3 protein-coding genes are annotated in these 1,487 nt (G+C 53.1%); all 3 read left to right on the top strand.

All coding sequences use genetic code 11. From position 1 onward, the window contains the following. Positions 1-26 precede the first annotated feature (26 nt). A complete protein-coding gene (locus ACK3CV_RS16740; RefSeq protein WP_164040464.1) occupies positions 27-380 on the top strand; it encodes a type II toxin-antitoxin system RelE/ParE family toxin in 354 nt (117 codons plus the stop codon). A 4-nt stretch (positions 381-384) separates the two neighbouring features. Continuing rightward, the gene (locus ACK3CV_RS16735) at positions 385-687 is read left to right on the top strand and encodes a helix-turn-helix domain-containing protein (protein ID WP_033635213.1); all 303 of its coding nucleotides are present in this window, start codon (positions 385-387) and stop codon (positions 685-687) included. Positions 688-1,095: 408 nt separating this feature from the next. Next, positions 1,096-1,487 (top strand): DUF4432 family protein (locus ACK3CV_RS16730; RefSeq protein WP_489009881.1); only part of this gene is annotated, 392 nt, incomplete at its 3' end.

Genomic DNA, 1,487 nt, shown 5'->3' with positions numbered 1-1,487 from the left:
TTGATCTATATTTGCAGGGAGGTCCCGTGTGGGAAATTAAAACAACGGATGCGTTTGATAACTGGTTTAGCTCACTCCACGATGCCGATCGGGCTGGCGTGCTTGCCGCATTGATGATCCTGCGGGCAAAGGGGCCGGGGCTGCCCAGGCCTTATGCCGATACGGTTAAAGGTTCGCGTTATAGCAATATGAAAGAGCTGCGCATTCAGAGCCGTGGCGAACCGTTGCGGGCATTCTTCGCCTTCGATCCGTACCGTATCGGCATTGTACTTTGCGCGGGCAATAAAGCCGGTAATGAAAAACGTTTTTACGATCGGATGATCCAGGCTGCCGATCGGGAATTCACGAACTGGCTGAACACATTAAACGAGAAGGAGTGACGCGATGGGCAGAACGCTGGAACAGCTTATTGCGGATGAAAAGCCCGAGGTCGTGGCCAAAGCGCAAGCGCTGGCGGCTGACATCATGCTGAACATCCACCTTGCCGAGCTGCGCGAGAAGGTGCAGAAAACGCAGGTTGAAATGGCGCAGGCGCTGGGGATCCGGCAGCCGACCGTTGCCGTGATGGAAAAACCGGGCCGCGATCTGAAACTGTCTTCGCTAAAACGCTACGTTGAGGCTGCGGGCGGCAAGCTGCGCCTGGATGTTGAACTGCCGGACGGCTCTCACTACGAATTTGTGCTGTAAGCGCTAGCGGCAAAAAAGCAAAAAGCCCGCTCGGGTTTCCCTGAGCGGGCTGTTCGCAATATGGCGCCTCCGATATCAGGAGGCAGCCGTGAAAGCAAAGAGGCTCAAGGCGTGCTGGCTGTATGGGCGCTGCCGTTTGAGCCAGATAGCGTTAACAAGCCACCCGCCGTACCTTCGCGATAAACCCTCCCTTGCTCAAAGCTGAAACGATACGACTTATGTTGATGAATCGCTCATTTAGCGTGCAATAACTCAACGTGTTTTCATTAAAACTGCGAAAAAATTCGTATTTTTATCGCACTATTTATTCAAATATTCACCCGGTGAAGTTCATCACATTTCTTTAACCTGCTTAACAGTAGATTTCTCTCGTGAGTAAAAAATCGATTCAGCTAAAGGGGAAGGGAAATGAAGAAAACGTGGGTTATGGCGGTGTTTTCGGCCCTGATTACAGGGCAGGCGGCGGCGCAGAGTTGGGTGCTGACCAGCGCTGAAGATGGCGTGGAGAAAGGAAACTGGAAGATTTCGAGTGAGGCGCTGAAGGTTAAGGATAAAACGTTCAGCATTGAGCAGAAAGTGTTGCACGGCGGCAAGCAGGAAGGCAGCAAAGTCGTGATTATCCGCAGCGAGGATGGCCTGACCATCACGCTGAGTCCCACGCGCGGCATGAACCTCCTGCGGGCGGAAGGATTTGGCGCGAAAATGGGGTGGGATTCTCCGGTCAAAGAGGTGGTCAACCCCGCCTTTATCAACCTGGAAAGCCGCAATGGGCTCGGCTGGCTGGAAGGTTTCAATGAGAT

The sequence above is a fragment of the Serratia sp. TSO36 genome (assembly GCF_057808395.1).
The sequence above is the reverse complement of the archived record's forward strand: the minus strand, read 5'-3'. Positions and strand labels throughout refer to the sequence as shown.

Coding starts and splice junctions, on each gene's coding strand:
- ACK3CV_RS16735 (WP_033635213.1), top strand. CDS start 385: ATGGGCAGAACGCTGGAACAGCTTATTGCGGATGAAAAGCCCGAGGTC.